This is a genomic window from Pontivivens insulae (assembly GCF_900302495.1).
Classification (GTDB): Bacteria; Pseudomonadota; Alphaproteobacteria; order Rhodobacterales; family Rhodobacteraceae; genus Pontivivens; species Pontivivens insulae.
Genome location: NZ_OMKW01000001.1, coordinates 849252 through 873556 on the forward strand (window position 1 = coordinate 849252; position 24305 = coordinate 873556).

The following is a 24305-nucleotide window of genomic DNA, read 5'->3' on the forward strand; positions in this document are numbered from 1 at the left end:
CCCGGTTTTTCCAAGGAGATCGTTCATGCGTTTGACGCTCGTTCCCACGTCGCTGCTGGCCAGCGCCCTGTTGGCCGGATGCTCCATGGCGCAGGGTGATGCTGATCCGGTCTCCGTCGCTCCGGCGACATCCGCCCAACCGGTCGCGCGTGAGGATATGGCGGTGCGTGAAGCGCGGGAGCTGAGTTTCTCGGAATGGCGCAGCAGTTTCCGTGCGCGGGCCCTTGCGGCGGGCATTGATCCTGCGCTGCACGACGCGCTTATGGCCGATGTCCGCCCGTCTTCTCGTGTGCGGGAACTTGACGGCTCACAGCCGGAGTTCGTGCGCCCGATCTGGCAATATCTGGAGCGTGCCGTCAGCGATGACCGCGTCCGCATCGGGCGCAGTCGTGCGGACCAATATGCCGGTACGCTGACTGCGATCGAGCAGCGTTATGGTACCGACAAAGAAGTGGTCCTGGCCATCTGGGGCCTTGAAACCGGATATGGAGCTGTGCGCGGAAACACCTCGGTTGTACAAGCCTTGGCAACCTTGGCTCATGAGGGGCGTCGCCGCGATTTCGCGGAACGTGAGTTGATCGACGCGATGCGTATCGTTCAGGAGGGCGACGCCAGCCCCGCGGATCTGCGCGGCTCTTGGGCTGGGGCGATGGGGCACACCCAGTTCATGCCCTCCAGCTTTCACGCCTACGCACAGGATTTCGACGGTGATGGCCGCCGCAATATCTGGTCGTCGGACCCGACCGACGCGCTGGCATCCACTGCGCATTACCTGCGGGGTGAGGGCTGGACGCCGGGCCAACCGTGGGGGTTCGAGGTCTCTCTGCCTGCGAATTTCAACTGGATCCTTGTTGACCGCTTCGTTCAGCGCCCGACAACCTTCTGGCAACAGGCGGGTGTGACACCGATCCTGGGTGGTGCGCTTCCCGACCATGGGCCAGCTTCGCTCGTCGCGCCCATGGGGGCAGGCGGGCCTGTCTTCCTGACCTATCCGAACTTCGAAGTGATCAAGAGCTACAACAACTCCACCGCTTACGCGCTGGCCATCGGCCTGATTGGCGATCAGGTCTATGGCGGGCAGGGCGTCATCGCGGATTGGCCGCAGAACATCCTGCCACTCACGCGGGCAGACCGTCGCGAATTGCAAGAGCGGCTGACCGCCTTGGGCTTCGATACAGAAGGCGCGGACGGTTTCGTTGGTCCGAATACGGAACGTGCGATCCGGCAGTTTCAGCAGGCCAATGGGTTGATCCCGGACGGGACGGCGACCGATCGTTTGCTCGTTAGGGTACGTGCCGCCGGGTAGTGCGACAGTGAGGCGGGGCTGAGCAAAGCAAAAAGGGCGCCGAACGGGCGCCCTTTCGCTATTCAAATGGCTGTCTTTGGATCAGTTGCTCTGACCTTCCACATCGACGCCGGCTGCGGCGGCCTCTTCCTCGGTCGCCTGCTCACCTTCGACCCAGAAGCCGTCATAGGTGTCACCAGAGGCGTAGGTCATAAGACCGCGGCCCTGACGCTGTCCGGCCACGAAGAACCCCTCATAGACGTCACCATTGGGATATTTTGCCGTGCCTGCACCGTCGATCTCACCTTCGGACCAGCCACCGACATATTCGAAGCCATCCGGCATGGTGATCGTGCCAGCACCCTGGCGTTGACCGTTGGCGAAATTGCCGGTGTAGATCGTACCGTCCGCATAGGTCGCCACACCGTCACCGTGGCGCAGACCGTCCTGCCAGTTCCCGGCATACTGATACCCATCATCATAGGTCATCACGCCATAGCCGTGGTTGCGCGCATCGCGGAACTCACCTTCGTAGACCAGGCCGTTATCATAGCGCGCAATGCCCTGACCCTCGATCACGCCCTCTACCCAGTCGCCGGAATAGGAAGAGCCATCGGGATAGGTGATCGTGCCGGTACCATGGCTGAGATCATTCTCGAACTCGCCTTCATAGACCGATCCGTCGGGATAGCGGACGAGCCCCGTCCCCTCGATGCGGCCCTCGACCCACTGACCTTCATATACGTAACCGTCGGTGCCCTGATAGGTGCCCATTCCATGGCGCAAATCGTTCAGGAACTCGCCCTCATAGATATCGCCATTCGCGAAAGTCGCGATGCCCGTGCCAGAGCGTTGGCCGTCGACCAGCGTCCCTTCATAGACGTCACCATTCGCCTGGGTCAGAACACCCGTGCCGTTGATCTGGTTGTCCACCCACTCACCGGTATAGGTCAGGCCATCGGGCAGGGTCAGAGTGCCCGTGCCTTCGCGAATGCCGCGCACGATATCGCCTTCATAAACAGCGCCGTCGGGATAGGTGATCGTCCCGCTGCCGTCCTTTGTCCCATCAACCCATGTCCCGGAATAGCGGTAGCCGTTGGTCGAAATCATCGTGCCTTGACCATGGTGGACAGAGTTCTGGAACTCGCCCTCATAGCGCACGCCATTTGCATAGACCGCAACGCCGGTACCCTGAATGACCGAGTCGACCCACTGGCCCTCGTAAGTACCGCCATCCGCGAAGACGATGGAGCCTTCGCCATGCGGCTCACCATTCATGAATTCGCCGGTGTAAACAGAACCGTTCGGGAACCGGGCAGTACCCTCACCCTCGATCCGGCCTTCGACCCACGTGCCGGTATACTCGTAACCGTTGGGAAGGCGGTATGTACCCTGGCCGTGCTGAAGGCCGTTCAGGAACTCGCCTTCATATACGCCGCCCGTGTCATATTGCCGTGTCTGTACGCTGCCATCAGATTGCGCATTTGCCGCAACGCTGCCCAGCGCGAGGCCGCCCAGTCCAAATGCCGCGACGGCGATATGTGAAATCCGTGTCTTCATGCGTTCATTCTGCCAGCCGAAACGATGGCCAGCCCCCTGTCAGAGTTACACCGCCCCCTCAGGCGATCCGGCAATTTGACACGATCCTATTTGCTCAATTTAAAGCTGACAACTAGCGATTGCGCCCTAAGCGGTAACATCATGCATCGGCCATTGGCCCTTGCAGAGTTATGTCTGCACACGATATGCGGCCATATTGAGGCACGCCCAAGCGCGAGAGGTGCGATATGAGCAATCGGTTCCGCCTGCTGCTGGGGCAGCTTGATCCCGTTGTTGGGGACATTCCGGGCAATATCAATCAAGCCCGCGCGCTGCACGCCAAGGGGGCCGCGGCCGACGCAGATTTCGTCGCTCTGCCAGAGATGTTTGCGACCGGTTATCAGACCGTTGATCTGGGGCGCAAATCTGCTTTCGTGGCCGAAGCGATGGCAGCCGTTGAGGCGTTGGCCGTTGAGCTTGCGACCGGTCCGGCACTGGGTATTGGCGCCCCCTATCTTGAGGGCGCCGACCTCTACAATGCTTACTACATCCTTAAAGATGGCGCCGTCTCGGCCATTGTAAAAAAGCAGATTCTGCCCAATGACAGCGTGTTCGACGAACATCGCCTGTTCACGCCGGCGCCTCCTCAGGGCCCGGTCAACATTGCTGGATTGCGCGTCGGCATCCCGATCTGCGAAGACAGCTGGCACGAGGGTCCGACGGAGACGCTTGAGGAGAGCGGCGCGGAAATTCTCGTGATCCCCAACGGGTCCCCCTACCACCGCGCCAAGCACGAGCGGCGCATGAATCACATGGTGTCCCGCGTGGTCGAAAGCGGGTTGCCGCTGGTCTATCTGAACATGGTTGGAGGACAGGATGATCAGGTGTTTGACGGCACCTCATTCGTGCTGCAATCCGATGCATCCCTTGCCGTATTGTTGCCTTCATTCGATACGGTTGAACAGATCGTAGACTTCGAACGTGGCCCGGCCGGGTGGCAATGTGTCACTGAGGCGCGCGCGCCGCTGGGCGATGACTATGCCCTCGATTATCGCGCTATGGTCGAATCGATCCGCTCATATTGGCGCAAGACAGGCTTCAAGAAGGCCCTTTTGGGCATGTCCGGGGGTGTCGATTCGGCACTGACGGCGACGATCGCCGCGGACGCGCTGGGCCCCGAGAATGTGCGCTGCGTGATGCTCCCCTCGGAATATACCTCGCAGCACAGTCTTGAGGATGCGGAAGCCTGCGCCACGGCGCTCGGCTGTCACTATGATTACGTGCCGATCTCCGGCCCGCGCGCTGCCGTGACAGACGCGCTCGCGCCGCTCTTTGCGGGAACGACCCCGGATGTGACAGAAGAGAACATCCAGTCGCGCCTGCGCGGGCTGCTGCTCATGGCGCTCTCCAACAAGTTTGGGGAGATGCTGCTGACCACGGGCAACAAGTCAGAGGTCGCGGTGGGCTACGCCACGATCTACGGCGATATGTCCGGCGGCTATAACCCGCTCAAGGACCTCTACAAAACCCGCGTGTTCGAGACCTGCCGCTGGCGCAACGCGAACCATGATCCGGCCTGGATGAAGGGCAACGCGGGCGAAGTGATTCCGACCCGCATCATCGACAAGCCGCCCTCAGCCGAGTTGCGCGAAGATCAGAAGGACGAGGACAGCCTGCCGCCCTATGAAGATCTCGACGCGATGCTTGAGATCCTGATCGAGCAGGAAGGCTCCGTCGCGGATTGTGTCGCCGCGGGCTTTGATCACGATACGGCCAAGCGGGTCGAGCACTTGCTCTACATCTCGGAATATAAGCGCTTCCAGTCGGCACCGGGCACGCGGCTCAGCACACGGGCCTTCTGGCTCGACCGGCGCTATCCGATTGCGAACCGCTGGCGGTCGGCAAAGTGAGGACGCGGACTCGACAGGCGCTGACGGTCATGAAATGGTCCGGCCCCGCTCTGCTTGCCCTTCTGGTGGTCGTGTCGCTGTGGGATGATCCGCTTTGGCTGATGATCCCCTACACGATTGCCGCGTTTGCGTTTTTTGGGGCCTTGATCTTTGGCATCCTGTTTCCCTTCGCGCTGCGCGCCATTCAGCCCTACCAACCCAAACAGCCGCGCTTCATGCACCGGCTGATCCAGTTCGTCATCGGCCCTGACGGGTAAGCTGCCCGGTGGACACAGGGCGCAACCGCCCCATCTGACCTTCCCGATATTTGCGAGGCCCCGTCATGGACATTCTTCAGGTTACATCATTGCTTATCGTGCTGGCAGGGCTGTTCGGCACGGTGAACTACCTGTTCCTGAAGCTGCCGAGCGCCATTGGCATCCTGGTCGTATCACTGATCGCCTCGGTCGTGATCATCGCCTTTGACTGGATCGCGCCGGGTTTCGGGATTGGCGATACGGTGCGCGACGGCGTGACCGGCATTGCCTTCTCAGACGCGTTGTTAGAGGGGATGCTGGGCCTGTTGCTGTTTGCAGGGGCGCTCCACGTCTCGCTCGATGATCTGAAAAAGCAGGCGCCGCTTGTCCTGCTGATGGCCACGATTGGCGTGGGTCTTTCCACCCTCGTCGTTGGGACGGCGTTCACGCTGCTCACAGGTATGCCACTTTTGATCGCGATGGTGTTCGGGGCGCTCATCTCCCCAACAGATCCAGTCGCGGTACTCGGCGTGTTGCGAGAGGCGAACCTGCGTAAGTCTCTGGAGACAAAGATCGCGGGGGAAAGCCTGTTCAATGATGGCGTCGGCTATGTCGTCTATCTGGTGCTGGTCGCACTCGCCTTCCCGGCCGATGATGGCCATGCAGCGACGTTCGGCAGCGCCGTGCTGCTGTTCCTGCAAGAGGCCGTGGGCGGCGCCGTTATGGGTGGTCTTCTCGGCTGGCTCACTTTCCGCCTGATGCGGCGGGTGGATGATTACTCACTGGAGGTTCTGCTGACCCTCGGCCTTGCCTTTGGCGGCTACTCGCTCAGCCTGGCGCTGCACCTCTCCGCCCCGATCATGGCGGTCGTCGCGGGTCTGTTCATCGGCCATGTCGGCACGCGGTACGGCATGTCAGAGATTACGCGCGACTATGTAGACAGCTTTTGGAAGCTGATTGACGAGATCCTCAATGCCGTCCTCTTCCTGTTGATCGGGTTCGAGGTTTTTGCCGTCGCCTTCAATCAGGAGGTGCTGGTCACCGGTGCGCTCGCCATCTTCTTCGCCCTGCTCGCCCGTCTTGCCGCCGTCGCCGTTCCGGTGCTGATGCTGCGGCCGTTCAAACGGCATGAGCGCGACGTGATCCCGGTGATGACATGGGGCGGGCTGAAGGGGGGCATCTCGATCGCCCTCGCGCTCGCCCTGCCCGACAGTGAGTGGAAACCGCTCATCCTGGGCGCGACCTATATGGTCGTGATCTTCTCAATCATCGTACAGGGCCTGACCGTAGCACCCCTCGCACAACGCCTCGCCCAATCCGCATGGGTGACCAATGGACGCGATGACTGACCGCCGGAACAGCTAGTAGAGCCGCGCCTGCTTTAGCCACTTCATGGTAGGCACCCGCAGCCCAGCATCGAGGATCGCCCGCCGCAGGCAGTCGGAGATAAAGGGGACATCATCTATTCGCTCTTCAAACCAAAGGTCTGGCCCAGCATTCGCTTTGGTAGCATCCAATCCAATCACAGTTTGAGAATTTCGGTATGGCACCTCCGCCATTAGTGGAGGGTTTTCCATCCATGCCTTGCGGATACGAAAGCTGACACCGCTGCATCTATCGTCGATCAACGAGTTCTTCCGTTCCCGCACATGCAGCAGACCCCAGCGTCCGGGTACTGGGCGCGTGAGATCTGGTTGTTTGAGACCAGAGGGGGAACTGAGTTGTTTGCCTAAGCCCTCGTACATCGGCAGCTCAAGAACCTGGCTTGCGCCAAGTTCAAAGTCTGTAAACAAATCAATCATCGCGCCGGAAATGAGAATTCCTCTCATCGTCATGGGACCAAGATCATCGAATTCCCGGTCGCTTCGGCGGTTCGGATCGGACACAAAAAGGCAATCTGGTCCAGCTTTTCTCCCAAATTTGATTTCGCGTTGGCGCAGCTCTTTGCTTAACCTCCCGATGACTTGGACTGGATCTTGACCAGTGTCAGCGTAAGCAGCAACCGGCGCCCGACAATGATCTTCCTCCCAAAACCCCTCGAACCACCAGACCGCTTCGGACGTCATCCTGAACCTCTTTCAAGCAAAAAACCGACCGGATCGCTCCGGTCGGTAAGTGGGTTCCACAGGCGTGAAACCGGGCATTGCATGCGGATCAGGCCGGGGCCATTTCCGCGCGGATCTGCTGGCGCAAGAGGTCAATCGGAACCCAGTCGCCAGAGCGCTTGAACGTCCAATATGTCCAGCCATTACAAGATGGTGCGCCCTCCAAAGCCGCGCCCACCTGATGGATCGATCCCTTTGTGTCGAAGGCCACGAGAGTCCCGTCGGCGCGCACCTTCGCTTTATGCCGCCCGTTGAGCGAGCGCAGTTCCGCCCCCACGCGGAGCAGCCCCCGCTCAACGAGCGTGCCGAACGCGACGCGGGGCTCAGCCCGTTTGGAGGTGGAGACCTCCAGCGCGTCGCGGTCATACCGTTTGATCGCGGCGAGGCGTTTTTCCGCAACCTTGCGGTACGCAGCCTCCCGTTCGATCCCGATGTAATGGCGGCCCAGACGTTTCGCGACCGCACCGGTCGTGCCGGTGCCAAAGAACGGGTCGAGCACAACGTCGCCCGGCTTGGTTGAGCCGATGAGCACGCGGTGCAGAAGGCTTTCCGGTTTCTGTGTCGGATGGGCCTTGTCGCCGTTGTCATCTTTCAGACGCTCATTGCCATTGCAGATCGGCAGCACCCAGTCAGAGCGCATCTGCACGCCTTCGTTCAGCGCCTTCAGCGCCTCGTAGTTGAAGGTGTATTTCGCGGTATCGGACTTCGCCGCCCAGATCATCGTCTCATGCGCATTGGTCAGACGCTTGCCGCGGAAATTCGGCATCGGGTTCGATTTGCGCCAGACCACATCGTTCAGAATCCAGAACCCCGCGTCCTGCAGGGCGGAGCCGACGCGGAAGATGTTGTGGTAAGAGCCGATAACCCAGATTGCGCCATTGGGCTTAAGCAGGCGACGGGCGGCGGCGAGCCATTCACGGCTGAATTTATCGTAAGAATTGAAAGAGTTGAAGCGATCCCAGTGATCGTCCACCGCGTCGACTTTGGAGTTGTCGGGGCGATGCAGCTCCCCTTTCAGCTGCAGGTTATAGGGCGGATCGGCAAAGATCAGGTCGACGGAATTCTCGGGCAGCGCGTTCATGCGCGCGACGCAATCCCCGTCCAGAATGACGTCCAATGGCAGGTCGCCTGTATCGTTTTTCTGCCGGATCGCCATGTCATGCCCCTTATCTGGTTGTTGGGGACAAAATGACCGATTGAGTGATTCGCCGTCAATATTGTTATGAATCAGTCGGTTAAATAATTTTCTTGAACCAATATCTTGTGTATGGGTGCGAAGGTCTTGCGATGATGTGGTGTTACGCCATAGCGGCGCAGGCCATCCTGATGCGCTTTTGTGCCGTATCCCATGTTCGTCTCCCAGCCATAGCCCGGAAACTGTTGCGCCAGTGCCACCATCATTCGATCTCGTGTGACCTTCGCCACAATCGACGCCGCCGCAATGCTGGGCGACAAGCTGTCCCCCTTCACGACCGTGGCGCTGGCGCAGGGGAGGTTGCGCGGGGTTTTGTTGCCGTCGATCAGGGCGAAAGCCGGATGCTCGGGCAGGGCTTTGACTGCTTTGGCCATGGCCAGCAGCGAGGCTTGCAGGACGTTGAGTTCCTCAATCTCGCGCAAGGTGCCCTCTCCAATTCCTACATGGCAGGTGCTTAAGATTTCGTCATAGAGCGCCTCGCGCCGTTTCGCGCTGAGCTTTTTGGAGTCGTTCAGGCCGCTTGGCGCATCCGGCCCCAGGATCACCGCAGCCGTGATGATGGGACCGGCCCAAGGGCCACGCCCGACCTCGTCCACACCACAGACGGGGCCGTGATGGGCATAGCGGGCATCGAAGGCGGGATCAGGAGCGTTTTGCATGCTTCGTCGTGCGTCAGCACTGTCCGCGTGGCAAGCCCCTAAAGTGCCCCTTCAAAGACCTGACATACACCATCCGATGCAGGAGCGCCGCCCCGTGGGGGCGCAACGATGGCTGCCGGGCGGGTGCGATGAGGCTAAGGCTTTTTTGCGCGCGTGCCACTAGAACAGAGTGAACTGATCGCCCTTGCGCGGTGGGCGGGCAAAGCGGGAGCAATCGAGCGGTGCGATCCGGCGGCGCAGGCCGTGCCGCTTCATCGCGGCCTCGTACCGCCGGGCGATCAGGTTGGCGTAGACGCCCTCGCCCCGCATCCGCTTGCCCCATTCCGCGTCATAATCCTTGCCGCCATGCATTTCGCGGACCTGCGCCATGATGCGGTGAGCACGGTTCGGATAATGCTCTGCCAGCCAATCGCGAAACAGGGGTGAGACCTCATGCGGTAGGCGCAGAACGACGGACGAGGTCCAGCTGGCCCCGGCGCTGGCGCAGGTTTCCACAATCTTTTCAATCTCATGATCGTTGAGCGCGGGGATGATGGGGGCCATCATGAAGCCCGTGGGCACGCCTGCGCGGGCCAGTGCGCCAATGGCGCGCAGCCGCACCTGCGGGGCCGCTGCCCGTGGCTCCAACAATCGGGACAGCTTGGCATCTAGCGTCGTGACCGAAATGGCGACCTTGGCCAAACCCCTTCGCGCCATGCGGCCCAGAATGTCGGTGTCGCGGGTGACGAGCGCGCCCTTTGTCACGATGGCGACGGGGTGGTTCCAGGCGTCGAGCACCTCCAGCACCTGCCGCATGATGCGGTGCTGTTTTTCCAGCGGTTGGTAGGGGTCGGTGTTGGTGCCGATGGCCATGGTTGCAGGCACATAGCCCGGGCGTGCAAGCTCCTTTTCCAGAAGGGCCGCGGCATTTGGTTTGGTGAAGATCCGGCTTTCAAAATCGAGCCCGGCGCTGAGGCCCAGATAGGTGTGCGTCGGCCGCGCGAAGCAATAGACGCAGCCGTGCTCACATCCTTTGTAGGGGTTGATCGAGCGGTCAAAGGGCACGTCCGGGGACTGGTTTCGGGTGATGATGCGGCGGGGATGGTCGGTGTAGACTTGTGTGGCGACAGGGGTTTGATCCTGAGCTTCCCACCCATCATCCATGCGGTGGCGGGTGTGCGGTTCAAACCGGCCCGCATGGTTGCGGGTCGCGCCGCGTCCGCGTCTGGTCTCCGGGTCAATGTCGTCTGAAAAGAAGTCGTCCATCTGCGTTCTCCTGATGAGAACAAAATAGGAACATATGTTCGATTCGGGAAGTGTCACTTTGGCAATAGCCCCGTGCACAGGGCGTGCACCAAGCGTGCACAACCCGTGCACCGAAAGTGCACTGCGCAAAGCGTCCATGCCTTGGTGAGGAAGGAGCTTTCTGTAGGGTTAACGGAAGGGGGATTCCGTCAGGTGCGCTGTAGCTTTGCCACGTCACCGATGCGCAACGGCCTGTGGTACGGATTGGCCACAGGTCCGCATCAGTCGTAGATTGTGCCGGGTGCGAGGGTTTCGAAGGCCTTGATCTCGAACTCGTACATGCCGCTTTGATACGCCTTTTCCGCGCGGGCAATCAGCTGCCCCGCGTCGTTTCTGAAGATCGCGTGGACGGTGTGGAGCGCGCGGTAGCAGTGAGTTCCGTCGGGATAGATGAACTTGATCATTTCAGCGCACCTGCCATGGCGCGGCCTGCGGTGCGGCCCGAGAAGACGCAGCCGCCCAGGAATGTGCCCTCAAGGCTGCGATAGCCGTGGACGCCGCCGCCGCCGAAGCCGGACGCCTCACCCGCGGCATAGAGACCTGGCATCGGCTCCCCGGTTTTGCCGAGCGCGCGGGCAGAAAGATCGGTCTCGATCCCGCCGAGGCTTTTGCGGGTCAGGATGTTGAGGCGCACGGCGATCAGCGGGCCGTTGTCCGGATCAAGGATCGGGCCGGGTTTTGCCGTGCGGATCAAACGGTCGCCGCGATAGTTGCGGGCGGCATGGATCGCGGCCATTTGCGCGTCCTTGGTAAAGGCATTGGTGGCGTTGCGGTCGCGTGCCTCGATCTGTTCGCGCAGACGGTCGAGCGGAACTTCTACAGTGCCGACGCGGTTCATGCCCGCGACGAGCTCTTCCAGATTGTTTGCGACAACGAAATCCTCGCCATGTTCCTTGAACGCCTCGACAGGCCCCATCGCCCTTTTGCCGAAGGCGCGGCCGATGACCTGCCGCCAGCTTTTGCCGGTGAGGTCGGGGTTCTGTTCGGAGCCCGACAGGGCGAATTCCTTCTTGATGATCGCCTGATTGAGCACGAACCAGGTGTAGGGCTGGCCGGTCTGGCAGATATGTTCGAGCGCGCCGAGGCTGTCGAAGCCGGGAAAGTTTGGCACTGGCAAACGTTCCCCATGGGCGTCGAACCACATGGAAGAGGGGCCGGGAAGGATGCGGATGCCGTGGGCGGGCCAGATCGGATCCCAGTTCCGCACACCCTCCACATAATGCCACATCCTGTCGCGGTTGATCAGGTTGACGCCTTGCGCATCTGCGATGTCGAGCATGCGGCCATCGACGTGATCCGGTACGCCGGAGACCATGAATTCCGGTGGTGTGCCAAGGCGCGCGGGCCAGTGTTCACGCACCTTGTAATGGTTGCCGCCGATCCCGCCGGAGGAGAGCAGCGTGACAGGTGCGCGCAGCTCAAATGTGCCAACCTCGTCGCGGTTGGTCTTGCCCCCGCGCACGGCATTGTCCGGGGCGAGGGTCGCGCCATGAACGCCCTCGACCACGCCATTGGTGATGATCAGGCCATCGACCCGGTGGCGAAAGGCGAAGCGCAGCTTGCCGGTTTTCGCGGCCTCCTGCACCCGCTGAACGAAGGGGTCGATCACGCCCGGTCCGGTGCCCCATGTGATGTGGAAGCGGGGGACGGAGTTGCCATAGCTTTCCGCGCTTACCCCGCCCCGTTCGGCCCAGCCGACGATGGGGAAGAACTTGAAGCCCCGCTCCATGAGCCATGAGCGTTTTTCACCCGCGGCGAATTCGAGATATTTGTCGGCCCATTGGCGCGGCCAGCCATCCTCGTTCCGGTCAAAGCCTGCGGTTCCCATCCAGTCCTGCCGGGCGAGCTCGAAACTGTCCTTGATGCCCATGCGGCGCTGTTCGGGACTGTCTACAAGGAACATGCCGCCCAGTGACCAGAAGGCTTGTCCGCCCAGATGCTGCTCAGGCTCCTGATCCACGACCAACACGGATTTGCCCGCGTCGATCAGTTCGCAGGCGGCAACCAACCCGGCGAGGCCCGCCCCGATGATGAGTGCATCTGCGTCCATGGCTCAACTCCCCTCGATCCCTTTGGTCGAAAGACTATGCGAGGTGCGGGGGAATTGAACAGATGACTTAACGTCAGCGCGGCTGCGGGTTCGTTCCGGCCTTGTAATCGGACCAATCGGTGATGTCGGGGTAGAAGCGCCGGCGCCATGCCTTGACCCGCTTGTTCATCACCCGGCGGAAAAGCAGCGGGTTCAGCGCAAGAACCGTCATCACCGGATAGCCGAAGGGAAGCTGCGGGGCGTCCGTCTCGTCATAGGCCTGCAACAGCGGGAAGCGGCGGTCGGGCTTGTAGTGATGATCCGAATGGCGCTGAAGGTTGATGAGGAACCAGTTGGAGACGCGGTGATTGGCGTTCCAGGAATGGTGCGGCTTCACATGCTCGTATTTCCCGTCGCCCAGATGACGGCGGGTCAGGCCGTAATGCTCGATATAGTTGGTGAGCTCGAGGTAAAGCACGGCGACGAAAGCCTGCAGCGCGAAGAGGCCGAGGCCGAACAGGCCGCCGATCAGGTAGGCGAGGGCGGCGAACAGGGCGGTTGCGATGATGTAGCGCCAGTAGGGATTGGACGCGTCCCACGCGCCCTTGCCCTTGCGGGCGAGCAATGCCGCCTCGGCCCGGAAGCCGCTGACGACCTGCTGCCAGAGCACGCGGGGGAAGAAGGTGAAGAAGCTTTCATTATAGCGGGCCGTGACCGGGTCGCGCGGCGTGGCAACATAGCGGTGATGCACCAGCACATGTTCCGAGCGGAAGTGCCCGTAGCAGACCATGGTCAGCAGGAACTCCCCCAGCCGCGGCTCCCACCGGTTGCGCTGATGGATCAATTCGTGGCTGAAGTTGATGCCGATGGCCCCGGTTGCGACGCCGATCACGGCGAAGAGGGCAATCGCCTCCCACCGTTCAAGCGTGCCGTTCACCGCCCACCAGATTGCGCCGAAGACGATGACAAACTGCATCGGCGGCCAGACCCAGGTGACGAGCTTATGCCAAAACAGGTGACGGTCCTGCGTCATGGGGTCCGCGTTCGAGGTGTCGTGGCTGAGTACGGCATCGAGGAACGTGATGACGACGATGGTGTAGGTTGTCACTGCTGCGAGCCACCAGCCGCCATTGAGGGCCGCAAGCAGGATCAGCGGCACGAGTGACAGGGACATCCAGAACGGCAAGGCGGGTGCAGGCATAATAGCGAATTCCTTAGCACAGGGTGAGCGGACTGTGCAGTCCCCGGTGCCACGGATCAAGAAAAATGTAGCGGTCGCTACATTACGCTGCGTAGGCGCGTTCGACCTCGATCAGCTTTTGCTTGCGCCATAGCCCGCCGCCATAGCCTGTGAGCGATCCATCTGCCCCGATCACCCGGTGGCAGGGCACGATCAGGGCCAGTGGATTGGCCCCGTTGGCCCGGGCGACAGCGCGCGTCGCTGTGGGCTGCTCAATCTGGCGGGCGAGGTCGCCATAGCTGACGGTTGCACCGGCCGGAATTGTGCGCAGAGCCGCCCAGACCTTTTGCGAGAAGGGCGTACCAAGTGGGCTGATCGGCGTCTGGAACGTGGGGGAGGTGCCGGCAAAGAAGGCCTCAAGCTCCTTCGCGATCTGGTCGTGCGTCGCGAACCGGCCAAAGCCAAGAGACCCGCGCGCGGCCTTGCGTAAATCCGCCAGCTCTTTGGGCAGGGCCTTACGGTCGATGAATTCGAGGAGGTGCAGTGCCTTGGCGTCAGCGACCGCGATCATCGGGCCGAGCGGTGTTTCCACCCAGTCCGCGCGCAACAGGGCGTCTTTGGCAAGGTTGCCCGGCGCGTCGCCAAGGAGTTTCGCGAAAGCCTCGCGAAACGCGCTGGGCGACTCAAAACCTGCGTCGATCTGGGCGTCGATCACGCGCCCTCCGTCCGACAGGGTCTCGAAGCCCCGGCGCAGGCGGTCGAGCCGGACCATTTCGAGGAACGTCAGCCCGTAATGCCGCTTGAAGGCCCGGCGGGCTGTGGAGGGGTCAACGCCAAGGGCGGCGACATCTCCTTCACGCCAGCGATGGTCGGGGCGGGCTGCGAATGCGTCAAGCAAGGTCTGGATGACCGGCTCGCTTTGTGCGGCTGGTTTCAGCGGGTGGCAGCGCTTGCAGGGGCGGAACCCGGCCTCCATGCAGTGCGCCACCGTCTCGAAGAACGCGCAGTTTTCGGGTTTGGGCGTGCGGGCCGGGCAGCCGAAACGGCAGAAGATGCCGGTGGAGGACACGCCGACATAGGCGCGCCCGTCCCAGCTTTTGTCGCGGTCGGCAAGCGCGGCGTAGAGGTCCGCGTGAGGAGGGAGATCGAATAACATGCGCAGAGTGTAGCGGGTGGCGCGGCGCCCTGTCGCCGGATTTCGGGCGGCAATGTTGATTAGGTGGGGTTCGGGTAGGCCAGCCCCGACCTTGGGTGGGCGTTTGGGCCCTCTGGACGATGCAGTTTATCTCACAAGCCCGCCGGGCGGTTTCGCAACGTGATCGATCGCAAAAGCGCCCTCCCGGGGGGAGGTCGGGCGCTGGCCGGATGCTGGTCGCATCCGGCCAAAAAGTGTGCCGTCTCTAAAGCGCCAGTCTCAACGCCTTGGCGAACACGGTGGGAAGGTCGCCGGGATCTGCCTGATCGACCCAGTGGCCCCGGGTCTCGGCGGCCAGCGTCTCGGCTGTCCAGACAGTCAGGATCAGGTGGAAATGGGTGAAGGTGTGGCGCACCTCTCCGATCTCTCGCCAGCCTGCCTCCAAGGGTGGAGCAGGGCTGGGCGCGTCGGTCCACTCGGAGGTCGGAAGGGCGAGCATGCCGCCGAGCAAGCCTTTGGGCGGGCGGGTCTCCATCAGGGTTGCGCCATCGGGGCGGCGGGCGATGTAGACGTGACCAAGTCGGGTCGGCTTGGCCTTCTTGGGGCGTTTGCGCGGCAGCTCTGCCGCGATCCCCGCGATGCGCCCGGCGCACCCTTTCATCCACGGGCAGATGCCGCAGGCGGGGCTTTTGGGCGTGCAGATGGTCGCGCCGAGGTCCATGACCGCTTGCGCGTAGTCGCCCGGTCGCGCGTCCGGGGTGCGCTCTGCGGCCAAGGTGCGCAACGTCTCCTTACTGTCAGGCAGAGGCTCTTCAATCGCGTGCAGCCGAGCCATGACCCGCTCGACATTGCCGTCGAGCACCGTCGCTTTGCGGTCGAACGCGATGGAGGCGACGGCGGCGGCGGTGTAGGGGCCGATGCCCGGCAGGGTCAGCAGTTCCGCCTCTGTATTCGGGAAGCCGCCACGGGCCGTGACCTCTCGCGCGCATTTCAGCAGGTTGCGGGCGCGGGCGTAATAGCCAAGCCCGGCCCAGGCGGCCATCACGTCTGCATCATCCGCCGCGGCGAGATCCTCAACCGTGGGCCAGAGAGCTGTGAATTTCGTGTGATAAGCCCGGACGGCGGCAACGGTTGTCTGCTGCAACATCACCTCGGACAGCCACACATGATAGGGGTTTGGCACCTCTCCTGCCTTCCGAGCAGCAGGGGGAACGCGCCACGGCATGTCGCGGTGATGGATGTCGTACCAGTCGAGAAGGGTTGTGGCGTCCATGATCCATCCGGTGATAAGCTCTGTCCTTGTTGAGTAGCGGGAGCGGTGCATATGCGCAAACAGGCCAAAGGGACGCAGTGGCAGCCGAAACGGGCGCGTCGCTTCACCAAGGCGGGCTCTCTCATCGCGCCGCAGTTGAAAAGAGCGTCTGAGACGCGCGGTTTTGCCCAGATCCGTCTGCTGACCGACTGGGAGGAGATCGTGGGGCCAGATATCGCAGCGCTCGCCCGTCCGCAGAAGGTGAGCTACGCCAAGAAGGGATTCGGGGCGACGCTGGTGCTTTTGGTTCAGGGTGCGGCAGCCCCGCAGGTTCAGATGATGGTCCCGCAGATCATGGAGCGTGTGAATGCGTGCTACGGATATTCCGCGATCAGCCGTGTGACATTGACCCAGACGGCCGCGACAGGTTTTGCGGAAGGGCAGGTGCCTTTCGCCCATAAGCCGCAGGCCGCGCCGGCACTCTCACCAGAAATTGAAGCGCAGATGCGATCAGACCTTCGTGAGGTGGGGGATGAAGGCTTGCGCGCGGCGCTTCTGTCTTTAGGTAAAAACATAGAGACACGAACGAAGTAATCGCCGGGGAGTACCATGGCCAAAGTTTTCAACCGACGTTCCGTTCTGGCCAGTGCCGCAGCGCTGGGTGCTGGCAGCTTTGCCGCTGCTGCTTTCGCGCAGGACAGCGAGACCGCTGAGGCCAGCGCCGCGGGTCCGATGACCGATCCGATGGTGATTGGTGATGCTGATGCGCCGGTCACGATCATCGAATATGCCTCGTTGACCTGCCCGCACTGTGCCCGCTTTCACGGCGTGGTCTATCCGCAGCTGAAGGAAAACTATATCGACACCGGCAAGGTGCGGTTCGAAGTGCGTGAGGTCTATTTTGACCGTCCGGGCCTTTGGGGCGCGATGCTGGCACGGTGTGGCGATGGCACGCGGTATTTCGGGCTGACCAACTTGCTCTATGCCCGTCAGGCGGACTGGTCGCGGGCGGGAACCGCCCAGGAGGTTGTGGCGCAGCTGGGGCGCATCGGCGCGCAGGCTGGTCTGACCGAGGATCAGATTGGCGAATGTCTGGCTGACGCGGACCTCGCAGAGGCGCTGGTGGCCCGGTATCAGGACCACATGGAAGAGCATCAGATTTCGGGCACGCCCTCCTTCGTCGTGAACGGAACCATGCATTCCAACATGAGCTATGACGACTTCGTCGCGGTGATCGAGGCCGAACTATAAGCCTGACCGCAATGCATGAATTGACCAGGGCGGCCTATGCGGGCCGCCCTTTTTCGATCTTTGATGGTTAATTGGCGAGCAAGGCCAATTCCCGCTTGGCAATCGCCGCAACACTGGGCCGGGCCGCGCACCGGGCGATCCAATCGGCAAGGGATGAGCCACTTGGCGCGATGTCGGGCATCCAGTGGAATGGGCTGGCAAGAAGCAGATCGACAGCGCTGTACCTGTCGCCCAGCAGATAGGGCTGCGTATCGAGTGTCGCGCTTAGGCGGCTAGTGACATGATCGAGGTCGCGGAAGGTTGCCGAGAGCACTGGATGTGCGACCCCGGCCATGTGCAGGACCAGAACCGGTTCCACCACGCCCTGATAATAGGCTAACCAGCTGAGATAGGCGCCGCGTTGCGGATCACCGACGGCCCGGCCCATCGGGTGGTCGGGAGCGAGATCGATCAGAAACGCCACGATCGCGGCGCGTTCAAAAACATGATCCGTTCCGCTGGTCAGATACGGCACTTTCCCTTCGGGATGCGGGTTTTTGGGATCGGGTCCGCCGCTGCCATCGGCGCGGCGCACCGATACTTCGGTGATCGTGACCTTTGATTGCAGCCCGAGTTCCTCGATCAAGGCGATGATGGTTGAAGAGCGGCTGTTGGGAGCGTGGTAGAGCGTGAGCATGTCCGTTTCCATTCATTGGGAATGGGCGTTGTCTAACGGACGGGTACTGACATATTCTGTCAGCATGGCGCGCGCGGACAGATTGATGAGATTGATGGACGCGTTGCGGCGTCTTCCTGCTCCGGCCACTGCCGCCGACCTGGCCGGGGAAACCGGCGTGTCCCGTCGCCAGCTCTATCGCGATATTGCGACGTTGCGGGCGGGCGGTGCCCTGATCGATGGGGAGGCTGGCGTCGGCTATCATCTGGTCGAGGATGGCGCATTGCCACCGCAGAGCTTCTCTCAACTCGAAATCGAAGCGCTGGTTCTGGCCGTTGGGGAGTTGGCGCAGACCGGCGATCCTGCGCTGGAGCAGGCGGGCCGATCTGCGCTTGCCCGGATTATCGCAACCTTGCCAGACGATCAGTCCCGTCAGGCACATCATACCGCGCTGCGCAGTTTCCGGCCCGCCGCGCGGCCCGCGATGCTGGGAGTTGATATGGGCCTGTTGCGTCAAGCGTGTTGGGAAGAGCGCGCGCTCGACCTGCGCTATCGCGACCGGAACGGCACTGTGACCGAGCGTGAGGTCTGGCCCCTGGGCATCAGCTATTCCGAGCGATCCTTGCTGGTGCTGGTCTGGTGTTGTTTGCGCCAGGATTGGCGGCATTTTCACGCCTCTGGCATCGAGGCGGCAACCTTTAATGGCCGCAGTTTCCGCCCCCGCCGTGTCGGTCTTTTGCGCGAATATGCTGCGCAGAAGACCAAAGCCGCCGCAGGCTAAGCCGCCCGGACACCGTGCCCGGACGGCTGTGGGTCAGTCTGCCTTTGGCGTCCACGCGAACTTCGCGAAGGCGGCATCGGTGGGCGTATCGAAGATGGCGTTAGTGTAGTTGGACATCACCTTCTGGGCGAGGATCAGAATGATGTCGAGCACTGCACGTTCCCCATATCCGGCCGCTTCGAATGCGGCGACAGCTGCGGCATCGGGGCGGCCGTGGGTCTCGCGCACGGCCAGTGTGAAGGTGCGCAGCGCCTCTAGCTTTTCGGTGGGCAGCGGCGTTTCATCCCGCAGGGCGTCGATGATCGGCTGGTCGATTTTTTCCATATGCGCGATGCCGGTATGGGCCGGCACGCAGTAGTGGCAGCGGTTGGCCACGTTGACGGTCATCCAGACCACTGTGCGTTCTTCGGGGGTAAAGGCCGTTGCCTGCACGGCAAGGCGGTGGAGGTGCTGGTACCCTTCCAGAAGGCCGGGGCTGGTGGCCATCACACCGTGAAGGCTGGGCAACCGGCCAAAAGCCTTGATCGAACTTTCGAGGAGGGGTTTGGAGGCCTCGGGGGCGCTGTCCAGATCGTGAACCGTCGTCTGCATGATGCGGCTCCTTTCCTAAGTGTAGCGACCCGCCGGGGATCGGCGGGCGTCAGCAGCACTTGGGCCGTGCGACGCCGGTTAACAGACCCGCTCAAGCAGCCGTGACCCCGCGCGAGGGCTTCGTGTAAATGTATCGTTACGCATGAGCGGTTTGAGCCATGTGCGATGCGGTGCAGGATGGGGAAATGTTGAGCACCGTTGATCTTCCGCTGATCCTGATTGCCGCCCTGATCGCGAGTGCGAGCCCTGGGCCTGCAACGCTGACTTTGATGGGAACCGCCATGGGGCAGGGCCGTGCGCCCGCGTTGGCGCTGGCCTCTGGCATCACGCTTGGCTCTTTCTTCTGGTCGATCTCTGCGGCTTTTGGGCTGGGCGCGGTGATGCTGGCCCATGGCTGGATTCTGGAGATCGTGCGCTATGCCGGTGCGGGTTATCTTTTGTGGCTGGCGTTCAAATCCGCCAAATCCGCCCTGACGCCCGGCGCGCTGATGCCGCGCACGGCACCTGCGGGACGGTCTTTCTTCCTGCGCGGGCTGGCCCTGCACATCACAAATCCCAAGGCGATCCTGTTCTTCGGTGCACTCTATTCGCTGGGGATCGCACCGGGCACCGATCCGCTGGTGCTCATCACCGTCATCCTCGCCGTGGGTGTGCAGAGCCTGATTGTCTTTCATGGCTATGCGCTGATCTTCTCGATCCCGCCGCTGTCGCGGATCTATTTGCGCGCCCGGCGCGGGTTGGAAGCCGTGTTTGCGCTCGCCTTTGGCGGAGCAGCGGCGAGTATCCTGACCGCGAAGCTCTCTGACAGTTAGGCTTTGTGCTAAGTTTTTGTCGCCGGCTTTGATTGGACGTGATACTTAGCCATATGGCTGAGCGAATCCAGAAAGTTGTTACCGTTGCGCATGCGCTGGCCCATCCGGTGCGCGCGCAGATGGTCGAGCGGTTGGGCGAAGGGCCCGCAAGTGTCGGCGATCTGGCCGCACCCCATGCGCTCGCGTTGCCAACAATCGTGCGCCATCTGGACGTGCTGGCCGATGCGGGTCTGGTTGACACGCAAAAGGCCGGTCGAGTGCGGACCTGTACACTCAATCGCGCTGCGCTTGGCATTGTGACGGACTGGCTGGATCATCAGCGCCTGATCTGGGAGGCGCGGACGGATCGGCTGGAGGCATTTTTGCAGGAGGACAAGGGCAATGAGTGAAGAGACAACTCTGGAGTTGAGCCGCGTATTGAACGCGCCGGTCGCAAGGGTCTGGGACGCGTGGACCGACGCGGAGAAATTCGCGCAATGGTGGGTGCCGCGCCCGTGGCGCGCCAAAGTTCATCAGCATGATGTCCAGGCAGGCGGGGCTTTCGAGATGACGATGCATGGCCCCGATGGGGAGGCGATGCGCACGCCGGGATGCTTCCTGCTGGCCGAGGCCGAGGCGCGGATCATCTTCACCTCGATGATGTCGGGCGGGTTTCAGCCCGTGCCCAGCGACTTCCCCTTCACCGCGATCATCGAAATGGTCGGGGTCGGGGAGAAGACCCAGTACACAGCCCGCGTCCTGCACCCGACACCGGAATTGCGGGCCCAGCACGAGGCGATGGGCTTCGAGGGCGGTTGGGGCACCGCGTTGACCCAGCTCGAAGAGCTCTTGGCTGGGGCGTGATGCCTCCGGCGGGGGTATTTGGGCCAATCCGAAGTGGCTGCGGCGCGTCAGATTGAGCGCATGTAGACGTCGAACTCCACATCCGTGACGCGGGTGCGCAGGCTGTCCATTTCTTGCGCCTTCATCAGTGCGTAGACGCGGTGGAACTCTGACCCCAGAGCGCGGGCGGCGAAGGGGCTGTCCTGAAAAGCGACGAGGGCGCGGCCCCAGCCGAGTGGCAGTTCCTCACCATGGTCGGTCGTCGCCTCTCCGACAACGGGCGTGCCCGGATCTTTCGTGGCATCGAGCCCTTCGAGGATGCCTTGCAGGATGAGGGCAAGCGCGATGTAGGGGTTCGCGTCAGAGCCGGGCACCCGGTGTTCCAGCCGCGCAGCAACCCCTTGCGTGGCGGGTACTCGCAGGGCAACGCCGCGATTGTCGAGGCCCCATGCGGCGATGATCGGCGCGTAGGTGCCGGGGGCGAGACGGCGGTAACTGTTGAGGTGCGGCGCAAAGCCCAGCGTGCTTTCGCCCATCACCTCCACCAGCCGGGCCACCGCGCCGCCGAGTGCTGCGTTGGGGATGTCGCTGTCGCCTGCAAAGATGTTTGTGCCGGTCTCATCGAGCAGGGAGATGTGATAGTGCAATCCGCTGCCCGAATGGTCGCCATAAGGCTTGGCCATGAAACAGGCCTCCATCCCGTTGGCGCGGGCCACGCCCCGGATCGCGTGTTTGAGCATAATGGCCTGATCGGCGGCGTTGAGCGGATCGGGGGTATGGGCCAGATTGATCTCGAACTGGCCCGGCCCGAACTCTGCAAGTGCGACATCGGCAGCTGCCCCCAGCGCATTTGCGGCTTCGCGGATCGCGTCGAGGATGGGCAGGAACGGCTCCTGCACGCTGAGGCGGTAGATCTGCGGGTCCGCCAGCCGGTCGCCGGTGACAGGCGAAATCGGCGGCTGGCCGCGCCCGCCGGGATCGCGGGCGGCGTCCATCAGATAGAATTCGAGCTCTGGGGCGACGACGGGGGTCAGGCCACGTTCTGTGAAGCGGGCGACCACGCCCGCCAGTGCCTGCCGGGGGTCATAGGGGTTGGGGCTGCCATCCACCTCGGTCATCGTCATCAAGGCCGTCGCGTGATCGGCCCATTGCGCGGGTCCGAAGGCCACGCAATGGCCCAGGCCGTCAGGGTCACCGGTGTCGATGGCGATGCCTGCGGCCTCCACATCCGCGCTGAGAATGTCGAGGTTGTAGGTTGAGCGGGGCAGGCGCACCCCGCCGAAGAGCTTACCCGCCTGATCGAGCGGCACATGCTTGCCGCGCAAGACGCCGTTCATGTCGGGATAGACCAGCTCGATCGAACGGTACTCTCCAGTCGCGAGGGTTGTGGCGATGGATTCGGGGGTGGGCAGGCTCATGGCGGTTCGGTCTGTTTGAGAGGTTGAACCGGGGCGCTGCCCCGGACCCCGAGATATTTCGGGAGCAAAGTTGTGGTCAGGGCGGGGTGAGGGCGCGGTTGAGCATCGTGTTGCAGATGATCGGATGGGCGATCCCCACGGGCAGCATATAGAGCCGTCCGACCCAATTGTGGATATGGACGCGCGTGGTCAGGCGAAACTGATCTTCATTGCGTTCCAGTACGGCGCGCACGATCAGGTGGTGATCTTCGGCAGAGACCTGCATGCGGTCGTCGCCCAATTCCTCGATCCGCCAGAAATGGACCGTGCTGCCTTCCTGCATCGCCGTTGGTGCGCTGAAGTCGTCAATAGTGCGCAGACCGAAGAGCCGTCCGATCCGGTCGCGGACCCGCATGGCGAGGTTGATCCATCCGGGCGTGCGGCTGGTCATACGGGTGTATAGCTCCGGCACGGTCAGCCCGTCGGGCGCTGGACGGGTCTGGATGCTTTCATAGTCCGGGCGGCTCATGCGGCTGTCTTTCTGGCGGTGAGAACAACGAAGGGTGACATTTCGCCGGAGAGGGCTTTGTCCTCCCCCTCACGCTCCGTCTCTACGGCAAACCCTGCCTGCCCAAGCAAGGCGCGCAGTTCGGTTGGTGTGAAATAGGCGTAGCGACGGCCAAGGCGGTCGCGCTGCATGCCTTCGCCGGTTTTCATGCCGATATGGAAGAGGCCACCGGGGCGCAGCGCGGTGTGGATGGCCGCAAGGTGGCGGGGCAGGTCATCGCGCGGGGCGTGCAGCAAGCTGAAATTGGCCCAGATGCCGTCATAAGCCTCGACCGCGTCCAGATCATCGAAAACGGCGACTTTTGCGTCGAGGCCAAAGGTATCCCGCGCGATGCGGATCATTTCTTCAGAGGCGTCCGTGGCCGTGACGGCCAGCCCCGCCTTTTGCATCATTGCCGCCGAGTTGCCCGGTCCACAGCCCAGATCGAGCACGGTGCCACCTGCGGGCACACCGTCCATGAACCGTTGCAGGTCGGCGTCGGGTTCTGTCCGGCTCACCAGATCGGCATAGCGCTGGGCCTGTGCGTTATAGGTCGCGATGGTCTGGTCGTCGCTCATGCGCGGCTGCCCATGATGCAGAGCAGTTCAAGCGCGATGGTGGCCCCGGCCAGCGCCGTGATCTCTGCATGATCGTAGGGGGGAGAGACCTCGACGACATCTGCACCGACGATGTTCAGCCCGTGCAGGCCGCGCAGGATGCTCATGGCCTGATGGGTGCTCAGACCGCCCACAACGGGTGTGCCCGTGCCCGGCGCGCAGGAGGGGTCAAGCCCATCAATGTCGAAGGTCAGATAGGCCGGGCTGTCGCCGACCCGGTCACGAATGGCGGCGATTGTTTCGGAGAGCGGGGTGTCATTCACCTCGATCGCATCGCGGATCAGGATGCCCATCGGGTCGTCATTCGTGGTGCGGATGCCCACCTGGATCGAGCGGTCTGGATCGATCAGGCCCTGCTGCACCGCGTGATAGAACATGGTGCCGTGGTCGATGCGCTTGCCGTCATCCTTCCATGTGTCGGTGTGGGCGTCGAACTGGATCAGCGCAAGTGGGCCATGCTTGGCGACATGGGCTTTGAGCGAGGGGTAGGTCGTGAAGTGGTCGCCACCGATCAGCAAAGTCGCTGTGTCTTTGGCGAGGACGGAGGCGATGGCGGCTTCAATATGGGCGGGCACTTTTTCTGGATGGCCATTGTCGATATGGATGTCGCCCCAATCGCCCACTTTCAGCCGCTGGAACGGATCAAAGCTGGAGGGCCACGCCCGCGCCCAGGCCAGATTGGACGAGGCGGCGCGCACGGCACGCGGGCCGAAACGGGTGCCCGGACGGTTTGTAACGCTCACATCATAGGGGACACCCATCACCGCCACGTCGAGCGTGGCTACGTCGCGGGTGTAGGGGCGGCGGCAAAAGCTGAGAGCGCCGGAATAGAAATTCTCGTCATGGCTTTCCACGGTCGGATCGTCAGAGAGGAAAGCGTAGTCTTTGCGGTGGTCCATCAGGGGTGCTCCATTGCCTTGTGCCCAGCTTTGCCGAGGGTGTGCTGCGTGTCCAGCGGTGGCGGCCTCCGGCGGGGATATTTTGGCCAAGAAGACGCGGGCCCGTGCTTGATTTTGTGATCAC

26 protein-coding genes are annotated in these 24305 nt (G+C 62.4%); 10 read left to right on the forward strand and 16 right to left on the reverse strand.

The genetic code is table 11. The features are described from left to right. Positions 1-25 precede the first annotated feature (25 nt). Positions 26-1306: a lytic murein transglycosylase gene (locus POI8812_RS03895; RefSeq protein WP_108781185.1), complete on the forward strand. Its 1281-nt coding sequence runs from the start codon at positions 26-28 to the stop codon at positions 1304-1306. Between the two features lie 81 nt (positions 1307-1387). Here the strand turns inward: POI8812_RS03895 and POI8812_RS03900 are convergent, their stop codons facing one another. Then, on the reverse strand, positions 1388-2845 hold the full coding sequence (locus tag POI8812_RS03900) for an MORN repeat-containing protein (protein ID WP_108781186.1): 1458 nt from the start codon (positions 2843-2845) through the stop codon (positions 1388-1390). A 227-nt stretch (positions 2846-3072) separates the two neighbouring features. Between POI8812_RS03900 and POI8812_RS03905 the strand changes: the two genes are divergently transcribed. The 3 genes from POI8812_RS03905 (at position 3073) to POI8812_RS03915 (ending at position 6319) form a co-directional block, all read left to right on the forward strand. Beyond that, complete coding sequence (locus POI8812_RS03905) at positions 3073-4734, forward strand: NAD+ synthase (protein WP_108781187.1); 1662 nt, start codon at positions 3073-3075, stop codon at positions 4732-4734. Next, positions 4731-4991: a hypothetical protein gene (locus POI8812_RS03910; protein WP_146186116.1), complete on the forward strand. Its 261-nt coding sequence runs from the start codon at positions 4731-4733 to the stop codon at positions 4989-4991. Before POI8812_RS03905 ends, POI8812_RS03910 begins: the two co-directional genes overlap by 4 nt. A 65-nt stretch (positions 4992-5056) precedes the next feature. Continuing rightward, the gene (locus tag POI8812_RS03915) at positions 5057-6319 is read left to right on the forward strand and encodes a cation:proton antiporter (RefSeq protein ID WP_108781189.1); all 1263 of its coding nucleotides are present in this window, start codon (positions 5057-5059) and stop codon (positions 6317-6319) included. 12 nt (positions 6320-6331) lie between these two features. Here POI8812_RS03915 and POI8812_RS03920 read toward each other — a convergent pair whose 3' ends face one another. The 9 genes from POI8812_RS03920 to POI8812_RS03960 form a co-directional block, all read right to left on the reverse strand. Next, complete coding sequence (locus tag POI8812_RS03920; RefSeq protein ID WP_108781190.1) at positions 6332-7036, reverse strand: hypothetical protein; 705 nt, start codon at positions 7034-7036, stop codon at positions 6332-6334. Positions 7037-7124: 88 nt separating this feature from the next. Further along, the gene (locus POI8812_RS03925; RefSeq protein ID WP_108781191.1) at positions 7125-8231 is read right to left on the reverse strand and encodes a site-specific DNA-methyltransferase; all 1107 of its coding nucleotides are present in this window, start codon (positions 8229-8231) and stop codon (positions 7125-7127) included. Positions 8232-8302: 71 nt separating this feature from the next. Beyond that, positions 8303-8929 (reverse strand): ribonuclease HII, encoded by a 627-nt coding sequence (gene rnhB, locus POI8812_RS03930; RefSeq protein ID WP_108781192.1) that lies wholly within the window; start codon positions 8927-8929, stop codon positions 8303-8305. A 159-nt stretch (positions 8930-9088) separates the two neighbouring features. Further along, positions 9089-10174: a PA0069 family radical SAM protein gene (locus POI8812_RS03935; RefSeq protein ID WP_108781193.1), complete on the reverse strand. Its 1086-nt coding sequence runs from the start codon at positions 10172-10174 to the stop codon at positions 9089-9091. A 260-nt stretch (positions 10175-10434) separates the two neighbouring features. Continuing rightward, entirely contained in the window at positions 10435-10617 is a 183-nt protein-coding gene (locus POI8812_RS03940; protein WP_108781194.1) for a hypothetical protein, read from the reverse strand. Then, complete coding sequence (locus POI8812_RS03945) at positions 10614-12263, reverse strand: FAD-binding dehydrogenase (RefSeq protein ID WP_108781195.1); 1650 nt, start codon at positions 12261-12263, stop codon at positions 10614-10616. The genes POI8812_RS03940 and POI8812_RS03945 overlap by 4 nt, the downstream gene beginning before the upstream one ends. A 73-nt stretch (positions 12264-12336) precedes the next feature. Next, positions 12337-13443 carry an alkane 1-monooxygenase gene (locus tag POI8812_RS03950; protein ID WP_108781196.1) on the reverse strand — a complete coding sequence of 369 codons (1107 nt, stop codon included), beginning with the start codon at positions 13441-13443 and terminating at the stop codon, positions 12337-12339. 82 nt (positions 13444-13525) lie between these two features. Next, positions 13526-14578, reverse strand: coding sequence for a bifunctional transcriptional activator/DNA repair enzyme AdaA (locus tag POI8812_RS03955; protein ID WP_108781197.1), 1053 nt, complete (start codon positions 14576-14578; stop codon positions 13526-13528). A gap of 244 nt (positions 14579-14822) precedes the next feature. Continuing rightward, positions 14823-15830: an A/G-specific adenine glycosylase gene (locus POI8812_RS03960; protein WP_108781198.1), complete on the reverse strand. Its 1008-nt coding sequence runs from the start codon at positions 15828-15830 to the stop codon at positions 14823-14825. 51 nt (positions 15831-15881) lie between these two features. Here POI8812_RS03960 and POI8812_RS03965 point away from each other — a divergent pair, with 51 nt between their 5' ends. Together POI8812_RS03965 and POI8812_RS03970 are read left to right on the forward strand one after the other, a co-directional pair. Next, positions 15882-16403: a DUF721 domain-containing protein gene (locus POI8812_RS03965; protein WP_108781199.1), complete on the forward strand. Its 522-nt coding sequence runs from the start codon at positions 15882-15884 to the stop codon at positions 16401-16403. Positions 16404-16418: 15 nt separating this feature from the next. Next, complete coding sequence (locus POI8812_RS03970; RefSeq protein ID WP_108781200.1) at positions 16419-17060, forward strand: DsbA family protein; 642 nt, start codon at positions 16419-16421, stop codon at positions 17058-17060. 67 nt (positions 17061-17127) lie between these two features. Here POI8812_RS03970 and POI8812_RS03975 read toward each other — a convergent pair whose 3' ends face one another. Continuing rightward, positions 17128-17736: a glutathione S-transferase family protein gene (locus POI8812_RS03975; RefSeq protein ID WP_108781201.1), complete on the reverse strand. Its 609-nt coding sequence runs from the start codon at positions 17734-17736 to the stop codon at positions 17128-17130. 64 nt (positions 17737-17800) lie between these two features. Between POI8812_RS03975 and POI8812_RS03980 the strand changes: the two genes are divergently transcribed. Next, positions 17801-18496: a helix-turn-helix transcriptional regulator gene (locus POI8812_RS03980; RefSeq protein WP_108781519.1), complete on the forward strand. Its 696-nt coding sequence runs from the start codon at positions 17801-17803 to the stop codon at positions 18494-18496. A gap of 33 nt (positions 18497-18529) precedes the next feature. On the opposite strand, the gene POI8812_RS03985 is transcribed toward POI8812_RS03980, so the two are convergent. Continuing rightward, positions 18530-19087 (reverse strand): carboxymuconolactone decarboxylase family protein, encoded by a 558-nt coding sequence (locus POI8812_RS03985; RefSeq protein ID WP_108781202.1) that lies wholly within the window; start codon positions 19085-19087, stop codon positions 18530-18532. 185 nt (positions 19088-19272) lie between these two features. On the opposite strand from POI8812_RS03985, the gene POI8812_RS03990 reads away from it, so the two are divergent. The 3 genes from POI8812_RS03990 to POI8812_RS04000 are packed head-to-tail and all read left to right on the forward strand — an operon-like array spanning position 19273 to position 20742. Then, complete coding sequence (locus POI8812_RS03990) at positions 19273-19899, forward strand: LysE family translocator (protein ID WP_108781520.1); 627 nt, start codon at positions 19273-19275, stop codon at positions 19897-19899. Between the two features lie 53 nt (positions 19900-19952). Continuing rightward, on the forward strand, positions 19953-20288 hold the full coding sequence (locus POI8812_RS03995; protein WP_108781203.1) for an ArsR/SmtB family transcription factor: 336 nt from the start codon (positions 19953-19955) through the stop codon (positions 20286-20288). Then, a complete protein-coding gene (locus POI8812_RS04000; RefSeq protein WP_108781204.1) occupies positions 20281-20742 on the forward strand; it encodes an SRPBCC domain-containing protein in 462 nt (153 codons plus the stop codon). Before POI8812_RS03995 ends, POI8812_RS04000 begins: the two co-directional genes overlap by 8 nt. Positions 20743-20789: 47 nt before the next feature. Here the strand turns inward: POI8812_RS04000 and POI8812_RS04005 are convergent, their stop codons facing one another. The 4 genes from POI8812_RS04005 to speB all read right to left on the reverse strand — a co-directional run bounded on the left by POI8812_RS04005 (position 20790) and on the right by speB (position 24181). Continuing rightward, the gene (locus POI8812_RS04005; protein WP_108781205.1) at positions 20790-22139 is read right to left on the reverse strand and encodes a glutamine synthetase family protein; all 1350 of its coding nucleotides are present in this window, start codon (positions 22137-22139) and stop codon (positions 20790-20792) included. Between the two features lie 76 nt (positions 22140-22215). Continuing rightward, on the reverse strand, positions 22216-22647 hold the full coding sequence (locus tag POI8812_RS04010; RefSeq protein WP_108781206.1) for a DUF2867 domain-containing protein: 432 nt from the start codon (positions 22645-22647) through the stop codon (positions 22216-22218). Beyond that, a complete protein-coding gene (locus POI8812_RS04015; RefSeq protein ID WP_108781207.1) occupies positions 22644-23243 on the reverse strand; it encodes a class I SAM-dependent DNA methyltransferase in 600 nt (199 codons plus the stop codon). Before POI8812_RS04015 ends, POI8812_RS04010 begins: the two co-directional genes overlap by 4 nt. Beyond that, positions 23240-24181, reverse strand: a complete 942-nt coding sequence (gene speB / locus POI8812_RS04020; protein WP_108781208.1) for an agmatinase — start codon at positions 24179-24181, stop codon at positions 23240-23242. The genes POI8812_RS04015 and speB overlap by 4 nt, the downstream gene beginning before the upstream one ends. Positions 24182-24305: the final 124 nt, after the last annotated feature.

Excerpts from the sequence above, each read along its gene's own strand:
- POI8812_RS03920 (WP_108781190.1), bottom strand. The coding sequence starts at position 7,036 with ATGACGTCCGAAGCGGTCTGGTGGTTCGAGGGGTTTTGGGAGGAAGAT.
- POI8812_RS03970 (WP_108781200.1), top strand. The coding sequence starts at position 16,419 with ATGGCCAAAGTTTTCAACCGACGTTCCGTTCTGGCCAGTGCCGCAGCG.
- POI8812_RS03990 (WP_108781520.1), top strand. The coding sequence starts at position 19,273 with ATGTTGAGCACCGTTGATCTTCCGCTGATCCTGATTGCCGCCCTGATC.
- POI8812_RS03965 (WP_108781199.1), top strand. The coding sequence starts at position 15,882 with ATGCGCAAACAGGCCAAAGGGACGCAGTGGCAGCCGAAACGGGCGCGT.
- POI8812_RS04010 (WP_108781206.1), bottom strand. The coding sequence starts at position 22,647 with ATGAGCCGCCCGGACTATGAAAGCATCCAGACCCGTCCAGCGCCCGAC.
- POI8812_RS03950 (WP_108781196.1), bottom strand. The coding sequence starts at position 13,443 with ATGCCTGCACCCGCCTTGCCGTTCTGGATGTCCCTGTCACTCGTGCCG.
- POI8812_RS03940 (WP_108781194.1), bottom strand. The coding sequence starts at position 10,617 with ATGATCAAGTTCATCTATCCCGACGGAACTCACTGCTACCGCGCGCTC.
- POI8812_RS03995 (WP_108781203.1), top strand. The coding sequence starts at position 19,953 with ATGGCTGAGCGAATCCAGAAAGTTGTTACCGTTGCGCATGCGCTGGCC.
- POI8812_RS03955 (WP_108781197.1), bottom strand. The coding sequence starts at position 14,578 with ATGTTATTCGATCTCCCTCCTCACGCGGACCTCTACGCCGCGCTTGCC.
- POI8812_RS03895 (WP_108781185.1), top strand. The coding sequence starts at position 26 with ATGCGTTTGACGCTCGTTCCCACGTCGCTGCTGGCCAGCGCCCTGTTG.
- POI8812_RS04015 (WP_108781207.1), bottom strand. The coding sequence starts at position 23,243 with ATGAGCGACGACCAGACCATCGCGACCTATAACGCACAGGCCCAGCGC.
- speB (WP_108781208.1), bottom strand. The coding sequence starts at position 24,181 with ATGGACCACCGCAAAGACTACGCTTTCCTCTCTGACGATCCGACCGTG.
- POI8812_RS03985 (WP_108781202.1), bottom strand. The coding sequence starts at position 19,087 with ATGCAGACGACGGTTCACGATCTGGACAGCGCCCCCGAGGCCTCCAAA.
- POI8812_RS03905 (WP_108781187.1), top strand. The coding sequence starts at position 3,073 with ATGAGCAATCGGTTCCGCCTGCTGCTGGGGCAGCTTGATCCCGTTGTT.
- POI8812_RS03925 (WP_108781191.1), bottom strand. The coding sequence starts at position 8,231 with ATGGCGATCCGGCAGAAAAACGATACAGGCGACCTGCCATTGGACGTC.
- POI8812_RS03900 (WP_108781186.1), bottom strand. The coding sequence starts at position 2,845 with ATGAAGACACGGATTTCACATATCGCCGTCGCGGCATTTGGACTGGGC.
- POI8812_RS03980 (WP_108781519.1), top strand. The coding sequence starts at position 17,801 with ATGGCGCGCGCGGACAGATTGATGAGATTGATGGACGCGTTGCGGCGT.
- POI8812_RS04005 (WP_108781205.1), bottom strand. The coding sequence starts at position 22,139 with ATGAGCCTGCCCACCCCCGAATCCATCGCCACAACCCTCGCGACTGGA.
- POI8812_RS03960 (WP_108781198.1), bottom strand. The coding sequence starts at position 15,830 with ATGGACGCCACAACCCTTCTCGACTGGTACGACATCCATCACCGCGAC.
- POI8812_RS03935 (WP_108781193.1), bottom strand. The coding sequence starts at position 10,174 with ATGGACGACTTCTTTTCAGACGACATTGACCCGGAGACCAGACGCGGA.
- POI8812_RS03915 (WP_108781189.1), top strand. The coding sequence starts at position 5,057 with ATGGACATTCTTCAGGTTACATCATTGCTTATCGTGCTGGCAGGGCTG.
- POI8812_RS03975 (WP_108781201.1), bottom strand. The coding sequence starts at position 17,736 with ATGCTCACGCTCTACCACGCTCCCAACAGCCGCTCTTCAACCATCATC.
- rnhB (WP_108781192.1), bottom strand. The coding sequence starts at position 8,929 with ATGCAAAACGCTCCTGATCCCGCCTTCGATGCCCGCTATGCCCATCAC.
- POI8812_RS04000 (WP_108781204.1), top strand. The coding sequence starts at position 20,281 with ATGAGTGAAGAGACAACTCTGGAGTTGAGCCGCGTATTGAACGCGCCG.
- POI8812_RS03945 (WP_108781195.1), bottom strand. The coding sequence starts at position 12,263 with ATGGACGCAGATGCACTCATCATCGGGGCGGGCCTCGCCGGGTTGGTT.